At 62.3% G+C, this 16,604-nt stretch carries 16 protein-coding genes; 5 read left to right on the plus strand and 11 right to left on the minus strand.

Annotated elements, in window-relative coordinates; genetic code table 11:
• Nucleotide 1: 1 nt before the first annotated feature.
• Genes urtC through BS629_RS19465 form a run of 5 tightly spaced genes read left to right on the plus strand, consistent with a single transcriptional unit; the run spans nucleotide 2 to nucleotide 5,536 of the window.
• Entirely contained in the window at nucleotides 2–1,141 is a 1,140-nt protein-coding gene (urtC, locus tag BS629_RS19445; protein WP_018245269.1) for an urea ABC transporter permease subunit UrtC, read from the plus strand.
• A gap of 1 nt (nucleotide 1,142) precedes the next feature.
• Nucleotides 1,143–1,892, plus strand: coding sequence for an urea ABC transporter ATP-binding protein UrtD (gene urtD / locus BS629_RS19450; protein WP_018245270.1), 750 nt, complete (start codon nucleotides 1,143–1,145; stop codon nucleotides 1,890–1,892).
• A complete protein-coding gene (urtE, locus tag BS629_RS19455; protein ID WP_018245271.1) occupies nucleotides 1,892–2,587 on the plus strand; it encodes an urea ABC transporter ATP-binding subunit UrtE in 696 nt (231 codons plus the stop codon). Before urtD ends, urtE begins: the two co-directional genes overlap by 1 nt.
• 27 nt (nucleotides 2,588–2,614) lie before the next feature.
• Entirely contained in the window at nucleotides 2,615–4,366 is a 1,752-nt protein-coding gene (locus tag BS629_RS19460) for a nitrilase-related carbon-nitrogen hydrolase (RefSeq protein WP_018245272.1), read from the plus strand.
• Between the two features lie 12 nt (nucleotides 4,367–4,378).
• Complete coding sequence (locus tag BS629_RS19465; RefSeq protein ID WP_018245273.1) at nucleotides 4,379–5,536, plus strand: iron-containing alcohol dehydrogenase; 1,158 nt, start codon at nucleotides 4,379–4,381, stop codon at nucleotides 5,534–5,536.
• Between the two features lie 213 nt (nucleotides 5,537–5,749).
• On the opposite strand, the gene BS629_RS19470 is transcribed toward BS629_RS19465, so the two are convergent.
• The 11 genes from BS629_RS19470 to BS629_RS19520 form a co-directional block, all read right to left on the minus strand.
• Entirely contained in the window at nucleotides 5,750–6,718 is a 969-nt protein-coding gene (locus BS629_RS19470) for a cyclase family protein (RefSeq protein ID WP_018245274.1), read from the minus strand.
• 45 nt (nucleotides 6,719–6,763) lie between these two features.
• Nucleotides 6,764–8,137 (minus strand): amidase, encoded by a 1,374-nt coding sequence (locus BS629_RS19475; protein WP_018245275.1) that lies wholly within the window; start codon nucleotides 8,135–8,137, stop codon nucleotides 6,764–6,766.
• Between the two features lie 19 nt (nucleotides 8,138–8,156).
• Nucleotides 8,157–9,371 (minus strand): ABC transporter substrate-binding protein, encoded by a 1,215-nt coding sequence (locus BS629_RS19480; protein ID WP_018245276.1) that lies wholly within the window; start codon nucleotides 9,369–9,371, stop codon nucleotides 8,157–8,159.
• Complete coding sequence (locus BS629_RS19485) at nucleotides 9,368–10,408, minus strand: CobW family GTP-binding protein (RefSeq protein ID WP_018245277.1); 1,041 nt, start codon at nucleotides 10,406–10,408, stop codon at nucleotides 9,368–9,370. Before BS629_RS19485 ends, BS629_RS19480 begins: the two co-directional genes overlap by 4 nt.
• A complete protein-coding gene (locus tag BS629_RS19490) occupies nucleotides 10,401–10,733 on the minus strand; it encodes a hypothetical protein (RefSeq protein WP_018245278.1) in 333 nt (110 codons plus the stop codon). The genes BS629_RS19485 and BS629_RS19490 overlap by 8 nt, the downstream gene beginning before the upstream one ends.
• Nucleotides 10,734–10,745: 12 nt before the next feature.
• Nucleotides 10,746–11,627, minus strand: coding sequence for a polysaccharide deacetylase family protein (locus tag BS629_RS19495; protein ID WP_018245279.1), 882 nt, complete (start codon nucleotides 11,625–11,627; stop codon nucleotides 10,746–10,748).
• A gap of 53 nt (nucleotides 11,628–11,680) precedes the next feature.
• A complete protein-coding gene (locus tag BS629_RS19500) occupies nucleotides 11,681–12,790 on the minus strand; it encodes an ABC transporter ATP-binding protein (RefSeq protein ID WP_018245280.1) in 1,110 nt (369 codons plus the stop codon).
• A 105-nt stretch (nucleotides 12,791–12,895) separates the two neighbouring features.
• Nucleotides 12,896–14,131, minus strand: a complete 1,236-nt coding sequence (locus BS629_RS19505; RefSeq protein ID WP_018245281.1) for an ABC transporter substrate-binding protein — start codon at nucleotides 14,129–14,131, stop codon at nucleotides 12,896–12,898.
• A gap of 103 nt (nucleotides 14,132–14,234) precedes the next feature.
• Nucleotides 14,235–15,008: an SDR family NAD(P)-dependent oxidoreductase gene (locus BS629_RS19510; RefSeq protein ID WP_018245282.1), complete on the minus strand. Its 774-nt coding sequence runs from the start codon at nucleotides 15,006–15,008 to the stop codon at nucleotides 14,235–14,237.
• Between the two features lie 13 nt (nucleotides 15,009–15,021).
• The gene (locus BS629_RS19515) at nucleotides 15,022–15,759 is read right to left on the minus strand and encodes an SDR family NAD(P)-dependent oxidoreductase (RefSeq protein ID WP_020493426.1); all 738 of its coding nucleotides are present in this window, start codon (nucleotides 15,757–15,759) and stop codon (nucleotides 15,022–15,024) included.
• Nucleotides 15,759–16,604: an ABC transporter permease gene (locus BS629_RS19520; protein ID WP_018245284.1), complete on the minus strand. Its 846-nt coding sequence runs from the start codon at nucleotides 16,602–16,604 to the stop codon at nucleotides 15,759–15,761. The genes BS629_RS19515 and BS629_RS19520 overlap by 1 nt, the downstream gene beginning before the upstream one ends.

Below are 16,604 nucleotides of genomic sequence, written 5' to 3' on the forward strand. Positions count from 1 at the left end.
CATGAGAATTGAACGGAAATTCCAGATCGCGGCTTATGTGCTTTTCATCGCGGTGATCTTTGCAGCCCCCGTTTTCGGCGACGAATTCTGGCTGAATCGCATTTCGAAATACCTGGTCTACGGAATGCTGGGCGTCGCCATCGCGCTCACATGGGGATATGCCGGTATTCTCAATCTCGGCCAGGGACTGTTTTTCGGCCTGGGCGCCTACATGCTGGCCATGTCGTTGAAGCTGTCGAGCCTGACCAGTCTCCAACAGGGTTCCGACAAGCCGGTTCCGGATTTCATGCTCTGGAATGCCGAGCCCGGCGCGCCGACGGAACTTTGCTGCATCAACAAGGGCTCATTCCTCTGGCTTCCCTTTCAAAGCCAGTCGGTGGGTCTTGTGCTCGGCATCGCGCTTCCGGTGGTGATTGCCGGCGCACTCGGTATGCTGGTTTTCCGCAAGCGCATTTCCGGCGTTTTCGTCTCGATCATCACGCTGGCGCTCGTTCTGCTCGTCCGCCTCGTCATGGTCGATGCGCAGCCGGTGACGAACGGCTTCAACGGCCTGACGGATCTCGGCTGGCTCACGATCGGCGGCGTCGAATTCGATCCCTACAGCCGGGCGACCTATTATCTATGCGCCGTAAGCCTGTCGCTGACACTCATCTGTGCGCGTCTTATCGTGGAAACCAGAGCGGGCATGATCCTGCAGGCGATCCGCGATGACCAGGTGCGCGCCCGGTATCTCGGCTTCGACGTCTCGCTCTACCAGGTCTTCTTCTTTGTCATTTCGGCAGGGATCGCCGGCGTTGCCGGCATGCTCTACGTCGTCGTCGCGGAGTTTGCCTCTCCGACCTTCATGGATCTGTCCTTCTCCGTGACGATGGTCGTCTGGGCTGCCGTCGGCGGCCGCTCGTCTCTGCTTGGCGCCTGCATCGGCGCAATTCTGATCAACATGATCGAAGCGGAGGTCAGCGAGACCGAGGCGCTGGTCGAGGCGTGGAAAGCGATCATCGGTCTGATCTTCGTGCTGGTCGTTCTGTTCATGCCGCGCGGCCTTGGCGGCGTCGCGCATGACGTGCTGCGGTGGTTCGTCCGCCGGCGCAAACCAGCTGAGGCCCTTCCGGCCCTGCCGCGGCAAAGCGAGGCATTGTGATATGAGTGCCATTGCATTGACCATCGACGGTCTCGGCGTCGATTTCGGCGGTTTCCGCGCCGTCAACAATGTCAGCATCACCGTCTTCGACGGCGAGTTACGTGTGCTGCTTGGCGCAAACGGCGCCGGTAAGACGACCTTGATGGATCTGGTGAGCGGCAAGACGCGCAGCACCCAGGGCAGGGTCTTCGTCTACGACACCGACATCACCAACTGGCCCGAACACCGCATCGCACGCGCCGGCATAGGCCGGAAATTCCAGATCCCCAGCGTCTTTCGGGACCTTACCGTGCGACAGAATCTGGAGGTCGCCAATTGCCGCAATCCTTCGGTACTCGCCAATCTTCGGTTCGGCTTTTCGCGTGCAGAGGCGAACCGCGTCGACGACGTCATTGCCCTCATCGGCCTCGATGCCGAACACGATGTGATGGCCGCCTATCTCAGCCATGGCCAGACGCAGTGGCTGGAGCTCGGCATGCTCATCGTCCAGGATCCCAAGGTGGTTCTGCTTGACGAGCCGACAGCCGGGATGACCCAGGCCGAAACCCGCAAGACCGCCGAGATCATCAACAATCTCAAAGGCCGCCATACGATCCTCGTCGTCGAACACGACATGGGATTCGTCCGCGAGATCGCCGAACGCATCACCGTTCTCCATCTCGGAGAGGTTCTGGCGGAGGGAAGCGTCGAAGATATCGAACGCAATCCGAAAGTCCGTGAAGCCTATCTCGGTTCGAAAGGAATATCCTGATGCTGTCGTTGAAAGACGTGCACAGCTATTACGGCCGCAGCCATGTCCTGCACGGCGTCACCCTCGATGTTCCGGCCGGCAAGGTGACGAGCATCCTCGGCCGCAACGGCACCGGCAAGACAACGCTGTTGAAAACCTTGATGGCATTGACCGACCGCATGACGGGCGAGATGCTTCTGCAGGGAAAGGACATGGCCGCATCCCCGACACATGAAAGGGCAAGGGCCGGCATCGCCTACGTCCCCCAGGGCAGAGAGATCATTCCCGATTTTACCATCCGCGAGAACATCCTGATGGGCGCCTTTGCCCGCACCGATGGCAAACGCGAGATTCCAGCGCTGGTGCCAGAGCTTTTTCCATACCTGATGGCCAATCTCGATCGGCCGGGTGGCGTGCTTTCGGGCGGCCAGCAGCAGCAGCTCGCCATCGCCCGCGCGCTGGCCGCAGATCCGAAAGTGCTGCTTCTCGATGAACCTAACGAAGGCATCCAGCCCTCCATCGTCGAGGAGATTGAAAAGATCATCATCCGGCTCAATCGCGAAATCGGCATGACGATCATCCTCGTCGAGCAAAACGTCGCATTTGCGCGGCACGCGTCTCACCGGTTCGCGATGCTTGAGAAGGGGCGCGTGGTCGCGGTCGGCGCCATCGATGCTCTCTCCGACGCGCTTGTTCACCGGCATATGGCTGTCTGAAACAGCCGGCTATCCTCCACAAAGACAATGGGAACGACAATGACATCCACACAAAACTACACCGCCGCCACCATCCAGTTCGAACCCACCATGTTCGAGAAGGCGCGCAATATCAGCCGGCTGGCAGCCCTTTGCGAGGAGGCAGCGGAGGCAGGCGCGCGCCTGATCGTCACTCCCGAAATGGGAACGACCGGCTATTGCTGGTTCGACAGAGCCGAAGTGAAACCTTTCGTCGAGACTATCCCCGGACCGACCACGGATGTTTTCCAGGCCATTGCCAGCAAACACCGCTGCCATATCGTCGTCGGCATGCCGGAAGTCGACCCGGCGAGCGAACTCTACTACAATACCGCCGTGCTGATCGGCCCTGAGGGCGTCGTTGGCCGGCATCGCAAATCACATCCCTATATTGCGGAGCCGAAATGGGCTGCCAACGGTGACATCGTCCACGAGGTATTCGAAACGGAAATCGGCCGGATCTCGATGCTGGTCTGCATGGATCTGCACTTCTTCGAGACGGCGCGTCTGGAGGCGCTCGCGGGTGCCGACATCATCTGCCATATCTCCAACTGGCTGCAGGAGCGCACGCCGGCACCCTACTGGATCAATCGCGCCTTCGAAAACGCCTGCTATGTCATCGAGAGCAACCGTTGGGGACTCGAGAGAACCGTGCAGTTTTCCGGCGGAAGCTGCGTGATCGATCCCGACGGCACGGTCGCCGCATCCATCGATACGGGCGACGGGATCGCCTATGGCACTATCGATCTCGCTCTTGCCCGCCGCCGCGAGGTCCTGTGCGAACCGGTGTTTGAGTCCCGCCGGCCCGAACTCTACATGAACATGATGACCAACAGCTTCACCTGGAACCCGGGCGACTACTTCCGTCTCTATGGCTACCAGCCGATCCCGCGCGGACGCGCATCGCGTGCCGCAGTCGCCCAGTTCGCCCCCTCCTCCGTCGTCGCAGACAATCTCGCCCGCATCGCCCATCTGGCAGCCGAGGCGAAGGCAACAACAGCGCCGGACATTCTGGTTTTCCCGGAACTGTCGCTGACCGGACTGGAGGCGCCGCAAAGCCGGGCGGAGCTGCTCTCGGGCCCGACGGTATCGGCCTTCGTTCGTCTGGCGATGAAGCTCGGTTTCTATCTTGTCGCCGGATTTGCCGAGGCGGATGGGGACAAGGTTTATAACAGTGCGGTTCTCGCTGGCCCCGAGGGGCTTGTGGGAAGCTACCGCAAGACGCATCTCGGCATTTCCGACATCTGGGCGACGGCCGGCGACGAATGGAAAGTCTACGATCTAGCGATCGGCCGCGTCGGTCTGGCGATCGGCCACGACGCGCTCTATCCGGAAGCCATCCGTTCGCTCGCGCTGTTGGGATGCGACGTGGTCGCTTGCCCATCAGCCATAGCTGGCACTTTCACCGGCGGCCACAACGGCACGAAAATTCCGCATAACTATCCGATCCCCAAGGGCGCCGATCCCTACCACTGGCATGCGTTGCGCGTGCGCGGCGGCGAGAACAATGTCTATTTCGCCTTCGCCAATGTCCTGGATGCGGCGCGGGGATACCTGGGCAAGAGTGCGGTGTTCGGGCCGGATTCCTTTGCCTTTCCGCGCCAGGAATCGGCAATCCTGGACGAGGACGGGATTGCGGCAGCAACCGTCGACACCACCAATCTCGAAACGCCGTATCCGACGAACATCGTGCGGCGAAAGGATCTTGTCGTCATGCGCCAGCCGCATCACTATCAGCCGCTCGTCAAATGGCATCAGTGAGAGACCGGCAAGATGTCCACATTCACATTCGCGACCGTCCCGCAGATCATCGCGGGACCGGGTTGCATCACGAGGCTTTCGGAGCTGACGAAAACCCGGCTTGGACCGCGCGTCATGGTGATTTCGGACGATGGGGTCGTCAAAGCGGGGCTCGTTCAGCCGGCCCTGACAAGCCTTGCGGACGGCGGCGCTGAAATATCGATCTTCACCGGTGTTGTCGCCGACCCGCCGGACGCCATCATTCATGCGGCTGTGGCGCAGGCGATCGGTTTCGGCGCCACGGGTGTACTTGGCATCGGCGGCGGCTCGTCGCTTGATGTCGCAAAACTTGTGGCTCTGCTCTGCAAAAGCGACGAAGCGCTCGATGATATCTATGGAGTGGGCAAAGTCAGCGGGCAGCGCTTGCCGCTGGTGCTTGTGCCCACAACGGCAGGCACCGGCTCCGAAGTCACACCGATTTCCATCGTCACCACGGGCGCATACGAGAAAAAAGGCGTCGTATCGCCAGTCCTGCTGCCGGATGCGGCGCTTCTCGACGCGGAGTTGACCCTCGGCCTGCCTCCAGCCGTGACGGCTGCAACGGGGATTGACGCCATGGTGCACGCCATCGAGGCTTTCACCTCCGCGAGTGCAAACAACAATCCGGTTTCCCGTTCCCTTGCCAAGGAGGCCCTTCGGCTTCTCGGGGCGAATTTAGAGATCGCAGTGATGAGAGGAACCGATCTGGCCGCCCGGCAGGCGATGCTGCTCGGCGCGATGCTGGCCGGTCAGGCCTTTGCCAATTCGCCGGTCGCTGCCGTCCATGCTCTCGCCTACCCGATCGGTGGCCGCTATCACGTTGCGCACGGCCTTTCCAACAGCCTGGTCCTTCCGCATGTCCTGCGCTTCAACGCGACGGTGTGCGGTGATGCCTATGCGGAACTGGCACCTTGCCTTTTTCCTCATCTTGGGCCCGCCGGTCTGGCTGAGCGGCTTTCCGGTTTTGTCGAAGGATTGGCAATACTGCCTGTGCGCCTCAACCTGCCCGTACGCCTGCGCGATGTCGGAATTCCCAAGGACGGGCTTCCCCTGCTAGCGGAAAGTGCGATGGAACAGACCCGCTTGCTGGTCAACAATCCGCGCACGGTGTCGCTGTGGGACGCCACTCAGATCTATGAGGCGGCTTGGTAAGAAGATGCCCTGCTGTCACGATCGCGCCATAGTTGAGGATACGGATCGGACGAAAAGATGTGGAGCAAATTTCCTATCGTCAGAAAAGCGCGGCTACGAAAAGCCGCCGTCCCACAATGTTTCACAAAGGGAGGCAGCGTTGCCCACTGCCGGTCTCGGCTCGAAAGCCGATCGACATGACCCGGACGTGCGGATACCGGGTCCCTAACGCACTCATGTCAGAGGCATTGCCACGGGCCGCATCGGTGCGCCGGTTGCGCCGCGCAGCTTGATGCAGGCCCCGAAAAAGGCGAATTCGTAGAGTCTTTCGGCGGCCAGCTCCTCAAGAAAAGCCATCTCAAGGATTGGCACGCCTGCTTCCGCCAACAGGTAGGTATGGACGGGGAAGAAATTGAGCTCGTGTGCCGATGGCGTCTGCTCCAGCGTCAGATTGTCGGCGCCGATCATGAGCGCGCCGTGCTTGGCGATATACTCCGCACCCTCGCGGTTGAGGCCGGGCGTGTTTCGGGTGAAGGCCATATCCGGCCACAGGAGCATCTGGCCGGTGCGCAGCAGCACCACGTCGCCGGGCAGGATCTTCAATCCCTGCTTCTTCAGGCATCCCGCGATGTCGGCCTTGCCGATCGCATGGCTCGGCGGCAACGTGTCGACGCCATGCATGGCCGCGATATCGAGGAGAATGCCGCGCGCGAAAATCGGCGGATATTTTTCCGGGCCGCAAATATCCCAGGCGCGGCTGCCGAGGTGATCACGCGCCGTGAAGCCATTGAATATCTCGCCGTTATAGCCGAAGTGGTTGAACGTATCGATATGCGTGCCACAATGGGTGTACATCGAAATACTGTCGCCGGAATAGCCGACGAGTTCGTTCTGTTGGCGCGTCACGCCCATGGTGTTTGCGACGATCTCGCCCTGCGGCGTGTGGGTCATCCAGATCTGATAGGGCTGGTCACCGGCGCCGAACCAGCCGGGCATGCCGACGAAATGGTCGACCGAAAGGTCGAAGACTTTCGACGCATCGGTGCGGCCGATGATTGCGGAACGCGACTTGGCGTCGATCAGGTTCAGCATGCCGATCTCGTCGTCGCTGCCATAGGGGCTCTTCGTCACCTTATGGAATTCGGCATTGTAGGCGATGATCTTGCTCTTGGTCGCTTCGTCGACATAACACGCCATGCACATTGCAAGTCTCCTTGTTGACCGTCGCAGCCGCCGCAGCCGCCACCTTCAGATCGTTTCGCCGCGAATGACCGGTTCGGCGACGAGCGCCATCGACAATAGCCGCTCGTCGCGGCGTGCCAGCCCCGATAGCAGGAAGCCAACCGGCATGCCGGCTTCACCCGTGCCGCAGGGGATCGACACCCCGCACCAGTCGAGAAAATTGCCGAGCAGCGTGTTGCGCAGTGTCTTGCCGTTGGTGGCGATGAAGAGCTGGTCGTCGGTCTTCAACGGCTCGAGCAGCGGTGCCACATGCGCGACAGTCGGGAAGGCAATCAGCCGGTCGCCGACCAGCCGGTCCACCGCCTCGATCAGCCGCGTGCGGGCAGAGAGAATGTCGAGGTAGTGCGAAAGGGTGATCTTTTCACCGAAGCTGGTGCGCGAGACCACACGCGGGTCGATCAGTCCGGCATCCGGCCCGGTGATCCGCGCCCGGTGCAGCCAGTAGGCCTCCGCCGTTACCAGGGCTCCATGGCTTGCCATCAGATGCAGAATTTCCGCAAAGGCCGGGATTTCCAGTGGCGTGCAGATGACGCCGGCGGCGGACAAACGCGCGACGGCCGCCTCAAAGGCCGCAACAACACCCGGCTCGGCCTCGTCGAAGACGACGTTGGTGGGAATGACGAGTTCGAGCCCGGCAAGCGGACGGTGGCTGGCCGTCGGGGCTGTCAACCCACGCATCGCCGCATCGACCCAGACGGCATCCTGTACCGAGCGGCAGAGCGGCCCGAGCGAATCCAGGCTGCCGGCAAGCGGAAAGACGCCCGTCATCGGATAACGCCCGCGCGTCGCCTTGTAGCCGACGATACCGTTCAGCGCCGCTGGAATACGCACCGAGCCGCCCGTGTCGGAGCCGATCGAGACCGGCACGAGACCGGCTGCCACCGCAACACCCGAACCGGAGGACGAGCCGCCGGGAATGCGGGCGACATCAGTACCGCGGGGGTTTTTCGGCGTGCCGAAATGCGGATTGATGCCGAGGCCGGAGAAGGCGAACTCGCTCATGTTGACCCGGCCGGCTGCGACCATGCCGGCGCCAGCCAGCGCGGAGACGACGGCAGCGTCGACCGCAGCCGGTGCCTGATCACGAAGAAGCAGCCTCGACCCCGCCGCCGTGACACTGCCGGCAACATCGAAGAGATCCTTCCAGGCGACCGGAATGCCCTCGAGCAAGCCGCGCGAACGACCATCTTTCAGCCGCTTCGATGAAGCTTCGGCCTCCGCCATTGCCCGCTCACGCGTCAGCGAAATGAAGATCGCCTTGTCGTCATGGCTTTCTATCGCGGCAAAGACCTGTTCGGCCACAGCGACCGGATCGACGCTGCCAGCCTGGATGAGGGCGGAGAGCTGGGCGATCGAGAGAGAGCCGTAAGGGTGTGCCATTCTGTCTTTCCCGCTTTGCTCACGCCGCCACGAACTGCATCCAGCGGCGCACCAGATAATTGTGTTCATCCATGGTCGTGTTCCACACGGCGATCGAATTGGCGCGCTGCCAATAGGAGCCGCCGCTGCGCACCGCACCGGCCTTGATGCGGAGGAGCCCGTCGGGCCCCGGCAGGTCCGTCGCAGCCGGCAGGCCCTCGTACCAATAGTCCCACTCGGCCGGTGTCATGTGCGGGCGCGAGCGTCCCGGCGTCGACATGTAATAGCCCTGCCGGGCCACCACCGCGCCGGGCCAGCCCGAAATCCACCAGTTGAGATAGTCGTAGGCCGCGTCGAGCATCCGGCCGGAGAGCCGTTTCGAAAGGCAGAGCCCGCCATGCCAGGCGCGATAACCCTCGGCGGGATTGGCGAGTTCGACTGGGAAGCCGCGCAGGTTCAGCTTGCTGATGCCAAGCGACCACATCGACTGGATCTGCGTGTCGCTCTTCGTCATCAGGTTCGCCGCGTCCTCGGCCGAACGCCAGAAGCCGCGGAAGAAGCCGGCCTTCTTGCGCTCTTCCAGAATATCCAGCAGCCGGTCGATTTCCTCGATGCTCATGTTGCCGAGATTGTCGAAGGTCATCAGCCCGGCCGACTGCGCCGCAAGTGCTGCGTCGAAGATGCCGATCGCCGGCTCGTTGACGAGTGCAGCGCGCCCGTGCCAGCGCGGATCGAGCAGTGCTGCCCAGGAGCTCATCTGGTTGGAATTTGCCGCATCCGTCCGGTAGGCGAAGCTGTCGAAATTATGGGTCGTCGGCAGCATCGAAATGCGCTGCGAGGGCGTTTCGGCAAGCGCCAGGTTCGGCTGCACGAAAAGCTTGGTCACCGGCGCATCGCCCTGCCCGATCCGCGCATTCGGCCCGATGCGGCCCGTTTTCGTCAGATCGGTGATCTCGTCCCAAAGCGTGATCCGCTCGATCTCGATCGGCTGCACGGCGCGCCAGTACCAGACGATGTCGAGGTTGTGGAAGCACTGGTCGTAGATGTCGTAGGTCATCGGCTCCAGCGCCGCCTTGTGCTGGGCGGTCATGAAGTCCTGATTGTCGAATTCGATATCCATGCCCAGATCGCGCTCGGCACCGAGCCGGAGTTCTTCCAGCAGCGAAATCGCCGTGCCGAGGATGCGCAGCTTGATCCGGCCCTCTGTATGGAGGGCGGGTGTCGGAAAGCTCTTCGGCGTCGGCATTTTTCTCATGGCTGCATTTCCTCGATCCGCCGCGGTGCGACTTGTGTCACGCCGAGCCCGTTGAAGGCGTCAAACGATCGCTCGATTGCCGCGGGCTCGATGCCGTCGACGATGAAGACGATGCGGGACCGCCGGTCCCCGCCGGACCAGGATTGCATATGAACGGGCGTGTGGACCAGATGCTGCACCCCGTGGATCGCCACGGGAAAGTCCTCGCCCTCGATGTTGAGAATCCCCTTGACCCGAAGGATACGGTCGCCGTGCCGGTTGAGCAGCATGGTCAGCCAGATGCCGAAGGCTGTCCAGTCGATCGTGCCTTCGCTCACCAGCACGAAGGACCGGATGCGGCCGGAATGTTCGCCTGCAAGAACAGGCCCGGGATCGTCGCAATAGAAGCCGCCTGGCGATTGCATCGCCTCGGCGCGGCAGGTTGTGGTATCTTCCAGCAGACTGATGACATCATCCGACGCCAGGACGATCGGCGCATCAGGATTGATCTGCCGGATCATCGCTGTGATCCGCGCGACTTGGCCGGCTTCAGCGATATCGGCCTTGGTCAGCACCAGAAGGTCGGCCACCGCCACCTGCCGCATCGGCTCGCGGTAGGCGGCAAGCTGCGTCCCGGCATTGACGGTATCGACGGTGGCAATCACGCCCGAGGATCGGAAATGATGCCGCAGAACCGGATCAGCCTTCAACGTCGAAAGAACGGGGAAAGGATCGGCAAGCCCGGTGCTCTCGATGATGATCCGGTCGAAGGGCGGGACGATGCCGCGCTCGCGCTTCGAATGCAGGTCGCGGATCGCATCGACCAATTCGCCCCGCACCGTGCAGCAAAGGCAACCGGATTGCAGCAACACCATGTTCTCGTCGATGCGCTCGAGCAGGTGATGGTCGAGGCCGACCTCGCCGAATTCGTTGATCAGCACCGCGGCGTTGCAGAGCGCCGGGTCGGCCAGCAACCGGCGTAGCAGCGTCGTCTTGCCGGATCCGAGAAAACCGGTCAGCAACGTGACGGGCGTGAAGGCCGGAAACGCATCAGCCATGGCGGTTCGCCTCCAGCCGGTCGAGAAGCGTCTCGGCCAGCGGATCGAGCGGCCGGCCCGCAAGCCGCTCGGCCGCCGGCCACAGGTGTCCGAGATCTTCGATGATCTCGGTCTTTCCGGTGCGGGTCGACAGCAGGAAGGAGGATCCCTGCCAGTCGGACATGGAGAGACCAAAGGCGTCGAGGACGCGGTTGGCAATCGCAACACGGCGGGCGCGCTCGCGCCGGCGGTCGATCCGCTCGGCGGTGCGGGTATAGACCCCGGGTCGCGCGACCGCGTCGGCCCAGTGCTCGTTACCACCCAGAATACCGCAGAGCGAACACATCGCCTTTACCTCTTACTTCTTGCGGGGGAACCGTTTGGCGAAGTCGTCGGCGATCTCGTTCATCGTCACGAACTTGACGCCGGGATGCTTGATCATGTGGGCGTAGAGACGCTCCAGCATCATCAGAACCTGCGGCCGGCCGGCGACATCAGGGTGAATCGTGATCGGGAAGACGGCGTAGTCCATTTCGCGATAGACCCAGTCGAACTGGTCGCGCCACATCTGCTCTATGTCGTGCGGGTTGACGAAGCCGTGGCTGTTTGGCGCCTTCTTGATAAACATCATCGGCGGCAGGTCGTCGAGATACCAAGACGCCGGGATCTCGATGAGATCGGTCTCGTGACCACGCTTCAGCGGCACCATCCACTCCGACGGCTTCTTCGAATAGTCGATCTTGGTCCAGCTGTCGCCCACGCGGACATAGTAAGGCGTGAAGTCGTTGTGCATGAGCGAATGGTCGTATTTGATGCCACGCTCGAGCAGGAGTTCGTTGGTGACGTTGGAGAATTCCCACCAGGGTGCCACATAGCCGGTCGGCCGCTTGCCGGAAAGCTTGGCGACGAGCTCGATGCACTTGTCGAGCACCTCCGTCTCCTGCTCGCGCGTCATGGCGATCGGGTTTTCATGGGTGTAGCCATGGATGCCGATCTCGTGACCGGCATCGGCGACGGCCTGCATCTGCTCCGGAAACGTCTCGATCGAGTGGCCGGGGATGAACCAGGTGGTCTTGATGCCGAAGCGCTCGAAAAGCTTCAACAGCCGTGGGCTGCCGACTTCGCCGGAAAACAGGCCCCGCGAGATATCGTCCGGGGAATCCTCGCCGCCATACGAGCCGAGCCAGCCGGCAACGGCGTCCACGTCGATGCCGAAGCTGCAGAAGATTTCTTTTGCCATTGCGAGGTCTCCTTGTGATGTTCTCGTTGGTCCGGCTTTGATCGGCCGGCTTTTCAGTGGGCGGGAATGACGGTGGCGTTTTCCGGCTTGAAGGCGAGCGCAACCAGCGCATCGACGGCAAAAGCGCCGGGCGGATACTTGTCGACATGGGCTTCGAGCGCCAGCATGCGTCCGTCCGGCAGGGCGACCGAAAGATGCGAGATATGCCCGACGACGTCGAAGCGGCGGATCCTGGCGTCGATGACATTGCCGCTGCAGGCCTCAGCGATCGCATCGCGGCCGCCCTTGTCGAGCGCATGCACCTCGACTGCCTCGGCAGGGATCACGACGCTCACCGCGTCTCCGTTCGCGACCGCGCCATTGGCATCGCCGGCGAGAAGGCCAAGCGGCGTGTCGACCACGACATGTCCCTTTTCGTGGCCCTTGACTGCACCCTTGAAGATCGTATTGCGGCCGATGAACTGCGCGACAAAAGGCGTGTTTGGCCGCGTATAAAGCTGATGCGGCGGGCTGATCTGTTCGATCCGGCCTTGGTTCATCACGACGATCCGGTCGGAAAGCGCCAGCGCCTCGGACTGGGCGTGCGTCACGAAAACGAACGTCACGCCAAGCTCGCGTTGCAACAGTTTCAATTCGCTCTGGATCGTCTTGCGCAGGTTGGCGTCCAAAGCGCCGAGCGGTTCGTCGAGCAGCAGAATATCAGGCTCGACCACGAGACCGCGCGCAAGCGCGATGCGCTGTCGCTGGCCGCCGGAAAGCTTGTCGCAGCGCTTGTCGGCGACGTCCTCGAGACCCAGCTTTTCGAGAATGCGATCGACCTTTGCATTGCGCTGGACCTTCTCCATGCGCTTCACGTCGAGGCCGTAGCCGATATTGTTGCGCACAGTCATGTGCGGGAAGAGCGCATAATTCTGGAAGATCATCGAGGTCGGCCGCTGCGCCGGGCCGATATCGTTGATCCGCTCGCCCCTGACCATCAGATTGCCGGACGAGATACTTTCGAATCCGGCGATCATCCGCAGCGTCGTCGTTTTGCCGCAGCCGGACGGGCCGAGGAACGCGATGAACTCGCCCTTGTCGACGGCAAGGTTGAAATCGATCACGGCCGGCGTTCCGTTATCGTAGACCTTTCCGATCTGGTAGAGTTCGAGGTCATGTATCATGTCGGTCGTTCCGTTGCGGGTTAAAGGACAGGCGACCGCAGCCGCCTGCCAGGTGGCCCCTTCTCCGCATCGCAGATGGGATGAAGGGGCGCTGGGAGTAACGCATCAGGCGTTGAGGAACTCGTCCCACTTCTGGATGAGGTGGTCGTATTCATCCGGCCACTGGTGCCAGTAGGCGACGTTTGCCGCGCGGGTCTCGAGCGAACCGCCGTCGCGAAGATCGCCCTCCTTGATGCCGCGCTCTGGCGCGCCGACCCACGGCTTGCCTTCGTACCAGAAGGCATATTTTTCCGGCGCCATCTTCTCCTTGATGTTGGTGGTCGGCGAATAGTAACCCTGCTCGGAAACCGTGATGCCCGGTTCGCCCGACAGCCAATAGTCCGCATAGGCGACGACGGCTTCCTTGTTCGGCGTGCCCTTCAGCATGGTGTTGCCGATGGACCAGGCGCGATAGCCTTCCTTCGGAATGGCGTATTTGCAAGGCTTTCCCTGCGCCTTGACGGCCATAACCGCCGGCTGCCAGGCGTCGCAGACGACGATTTCGCCGGATGCCAGGAAGTTGACGAGTTCGCCGAAATCGCCCCAGAGCGCCCGGAACTGGCCTTCCTTCTTTTTCGAGATCAGGAACTTCGCGGCTTCGTCGATTTCCGCGGCGGTCGGATTGCCGGGGTTCTTGACATTGGAAAGGCCAAGCGTGTTCATCGCCATGACCGCCTGGCCGAAGGCCGTCAGCGGGTCGGTGTTGAGGCCGGACTTGCCCTTGTACTTGCTGTCGAAGATCGCCGTCCAGCTGTTGGCTTCCTCGTCGGAGAGCACGTCCGGATTATAGCCGACGGAGTCGAAGTTGAAGACCGAAGGCACCATCCAGAGCGCCGTCTGCGTCTCGTCCGTCCAGATCTGACCGACGATCTGCGCCTTGGGGTCGAACTTCGGATCAGGCTTGGTGAAGATCTCGCGGATATTCGACCAGCTCTTCAGGCCCGCGGTCTCGATCGGGTCGGCATTATCGGTCATGACGACGGAGGGAAGGCGCTCGCCGATCGTTTCCCAGACGTCATAATCCTTCGAACCGGAGAGGATCCGGGTCTGCGCGTCCGGGAAGGTTGCCGCCGTGCCGGACGTCGTGCCGACGCCGCTTGCCGTCTTGAAGTCGGCCAGGATGCGTTCCTGTACGGTGACCGAAAGGCCGATCGTGCGCAGTTGCTCGCCGGCGAGGCTGGCGGCCTGCGCATAAGCTGCCCGCGAAGAGAGGAAGTGTGTGCCGCCGCCGATGGCAAGCGCCATCGCGCCTGCGGATCGCTTCAGCAGTGAACGTCGATTCATGTCCATCGAAATTGTCATTGTCGTTCTCCGGTTTTTTGTTCCCCGGGATGGCCTTCATGACCACCCATCGTTCTCGTCCGGCATCGGCGTCAGGATGGGATCGGTCCCGACGCGCCAGCCGTCAGTATCGGCCCACGAGGAGCCCTCCATCCACGACCAGCGTCTGGCCGGTCATGTATCTTGCGCTGTTCGACGCCAGGAAGACGATCACGTCGGCGATGTCTTCCGGTTCGCCGAGCCGCCCCATCGGGATGAAGGCGCTTGCCGCTTCCGCGCCCTTCGGTCCGAGCGAGTTTTCTTCCGAAAGAAGCTGTGCGGTGCGGATGTAACCGGGCGCCATGCCGTTGACGCGGATGCCGTCGCGGGCAAGTTCGACTGCCAGCCCGCGCACGAGGCCGACGACACCGGCCTTGGCGGCGGAATAATGCACGTGCTCGTCCCAGCCGTAGGCGACTCCCATGATCGAGGAGAGCGCCACCACCGTGCCTGATTTGCGCGCCTTCATGCCGGGTGCGGCTGCACGGACCACGCGGAAGATGCCCTTGAGGTCGATGTCGAAGGTCAGCTCCCACCTGTCGTCATCGAGCACATCGAGGGGTGCCTTGTGGGCGATGCCGGCATTGGCGATGATCACGTCGAGGCGGCCGTGACGTTTCTCCACGTCGGCGACCAGGGCATCGACGGCGGACGTCGAGCGGACGTCGAGTGCGATGAATTCGGCCGAACCGCCCGCATCCTCAATCTCCGCCACGGCGGCGCGCCCTTCGACCTTGAGGACATCCGTGACGATCACGTGGTCGCCGAGCGCGGCAAATGCCTTGGCGGTCGCCTTGCCGATGCCGATGCCGGCGCCGGTGATCAGCACGATGCGGGGTATCGAGGAGATCGTGGTCATTCTGTTTTCCTGACTAGAGCATGACGTCGCCGGAGTTCGGGCCAAGCGTTTGGCCGACGAACAGGCTGGCGGCGGGCGATGCGAGAAACGAAACGGTGGCGGCAACCTCTTCCGGCTCGCCGAAGCGACCGAGCGGCAGTTCGGCGGCCTTGCGGACGCGCCACTCCTGCGAGAGCTCGCGCACCAGCGGCGTGTTGATCGGCCCTGGAGCGACGGCATTGACACGCACGCCGCGGTTCGAGACCTCGCGGGCGAGCGATTTCGTCATGCCGATGATCGCCGCCTTGGCACCGGCATAATGGACGAGTTCGATGCCGCCGATCTGGCCGAGCTGCGAGGCGACGTTGACGATGACACCATCCCCGGCAGCAAGCATCGATGGCAGAGCGAGCTTGGTCATGAGAAAGGTACCGCGCACATGGATCGCGAACATCCGGTCGAAATCCGCAACCTCAAGGTTTTCAAACAGCGCCTGATGGACGATGCCGGCACAGTTGACGAGCAACTGCGGGTGGCCGAAGGCCGAAACTGCGACCTCGTAGACCTTCGCCGTATCTGTCTCGGAAGAAACGTCCCCGGCAACCGCGACGGCCTTGCCGCCAGCCGCTGCGATCTCGTCGGCAACCGCCTGCGCCCGGTCGAGGTGGAGATCGTTGACGAGTATGGCATAGCCGTCCTGCGACAGCCGGATGGCGATGGCACGACCGATGCCGGAACCGGCGCCCGTCACGATGGCTGAAGGTACCGGCATCACGCCTCCTCCTGGATCGCGACGCGCTTGGCGCGCCTGATGGAAAGCACCATCAAGATGGCGTAGACGCCGAGCAGCGCGAAGGAGAAGATCGTCGTCAGCACCCCGAAAGCGAAGACGTTCGGATGCACCTCCACCGAGAAGGTCCCGTAGATGGCAAGCGGCAGCGTCAAGTCGCGGCCGGATGCAAACAGGGTGCGCGAGAATTCGTCATAAGACAGCGTGAAGGCAAAGAGCATGGCCGAGAGCACGCCCGGAAAGATCAGCGGGAACGTCACCTTGCGGAAGGTGCGTGCCGGCGACACGCCGAGCGACCACGACGCCTCCTCCACACTCTGGTCAAAGCGGTTGAGGATCGCCAGCATGACGAGAAAGGCGAAAGGATAGGTGTAGACAACGTGCAGCACGAAGGCCGTACTCCACCAATGCCGGTCGATGCCCAGCGCATTGGCGACGAGCGCCATGCCGAGGCCGACCAGAACGCCAGGAACCATCATGCCGAGAACGATCAGGTAGAAGACGACGCCCGAGCCATGGAACCGGCGACGGAAGGCCTGCGCCGAGGTGACGCCGAGCACGGTGGAGGCGATCATCGTCATTACCGAAAGCACCAGCGAGCGGACCAAGGCCTCGTTGATCGGCAGCGGCGCGATGCGCGATGGCGGCGTCAGGCCGAAGAGATGCTTGTACCAGTAGGTCGACCACTCGATGATCGGGAACTGCGGTCCGCCTTCCGGCCCTGTCTGGAAGGACAGAATGGCCAGCACCACCATTGGCGCGTAGAGGAAGATCAGGAAGACCGCCGTATAGATGCCGAGTGATAGCTTGATGCCGCCAGCCTGCAT

This window comes from Rhizobium leguminosarum bv. viciae USDA 2370 (assembly GCF_002008365.1).
GTDB classification, from domain to species: Bacteria; Pseudomonadota; Alphaproteobacteria; order Rhizobiales; family Rhizobiaceae; genus Rhizobium; species Rhizobium leguminosarum.